1 protein-coding gene and 1 pseudogene are annotated in these 1,334 nt (G+C 70.5%); both read left to right on the forward strand.

Annotation, left to right across the window (positions count from 1 at the left end; translation table 11 throughout):
• A pseudogene (locus FV228_RS34585) lies at positions 1-106 on the forward strand (uracil-DNA glycosylase); the annotation flags it as partial.
• A 151-nt stretch (positions 107-257) separates the two neighbouring features.
• Positions 258-1,334 (forward strand): lysylphosphatidylglycerol synthase domain-containing protein (locus tag FV228_RS29945; protein WP_246694083.1); only part of this gene is annotated, 1,077 nt, incomplete at its 3' end.

The following is a 1,334-nucleotide window of genomic DNA, read 5'->3' on the forward strand; positions in this document are numbered from 1 at the left end:
CCCCCACCCGAGCCCGACCTATGTCTGCACCGCCCCGGAGGTGCCGGCGCGGATCCGGCGGGGCCTGTCGGAGGCCGCGGCGATCCTGTGCCGCGCCCCGCGCTGAGGATCGGATCCCCATCGGATCCCGGCCTTCCCTGGCCTTGGGCGCCGGTTCGGCCTACATGGCGAGGCAACGGGCCGCGGTCCGGGATCATCCGGTACGGGCGCAGGCCTTCGGCCGGGCCGCGCAGCCGGAAGGGCGGACGCCGAACGGCATGAACTTTCAGGGACAGCACCGGGGACCGGCGGAGCCGGTCGAGCCGGTCAAGCACGACGCTGTCGCGGACAAGCCGCGCAAGAGTTGGACCGGCCGGTATGCCTGGATCGGCACGGCCGCCAGCATCGTGCTGTTCGCGGTCTCGCTGGGCGTGCTGTGGAAGCTCGTCCAGAGCGTGAGCTGGGCGGAGGTGCGGGCGGCGGTGGCGGCGGCCACCGGCGAGCAGCTCGGCCTGGCCTTCCTGTTCGTCGGGATCAGCTACCTGTTCCTGACGGGCTACGACGCGCTGGCCCTGCGCCAGCTGCGGATCAAGGTGCCGTACCGGATCACCGCGCTCGCCTCGTTCACCAGCTACGCGGTGAGCTTCACCCTCGGCTTCCCGCTGCTGACCGCCGGCACGATCCGCTACTGGATCTACGCCCGGCAGGGCCTGTCCACGGCCAAGATCGCCGCGCTCACGGTCATCGCGGGCTTCACCTTCTGGCTCGGCATGGGCGTGGTGCTGGGCCTGAGCCTGATCATCGAGGCCGGGCAGCTCGCCGGGCTCGCCTTCACGTCGATCCGGATCAACCAGGGCGTCGGCCTCGTGGCCCTCGGCCTGGTGCTGGGCTACCTCGCCTGGGTCTCGGCCAAGAAGCGCAGCATCACGGTCAAGCAGTGGCGGCTGGAGCTGCCGGGCGCCTCGGTGTCGATCGGCCAGATGATCGTCGGGATCGGCGACGTCTGCGCGGCGGCGGCGGTGCTCTACGTCCTGCTGCCCCAGGGGATGACGCTGGGCTTCACCACCTTCCTGGCGATCTACGTGCTGGCCGCGATGCTGGGCATCGCCTCCAACGCCCCCGGGGGCATCGGGGTGTTCGAAGCCACCGTGTTGCTCGCCCTGTCGAGCCTGCCGCGCAACGAGGTGCTGACCTCGCTGCTGCTGTTCCGGGGCTGCTACTACGTCGTGCCGTTCATGGTCGCCCTAGCGATGCTGGGCCTCTACGAGATCGTGAAGCGGGCCGGCGGCGCGCGCGATCCGGGGCCGCCGGAAGGCCTGTCACTTATACACATCTCAGAGCCAACGACACAACGC

The organism is Methylobacterium sp. WL18 (assembly GCF_008040015.1).
GTDB classification, from domain to species: Bacteria; Pseudomonadota; Alphaproteobacteria; order Rhizobiales; family Beijerinckiaceae; genus Methylobacterium; species Methylobacterium mesophilicum.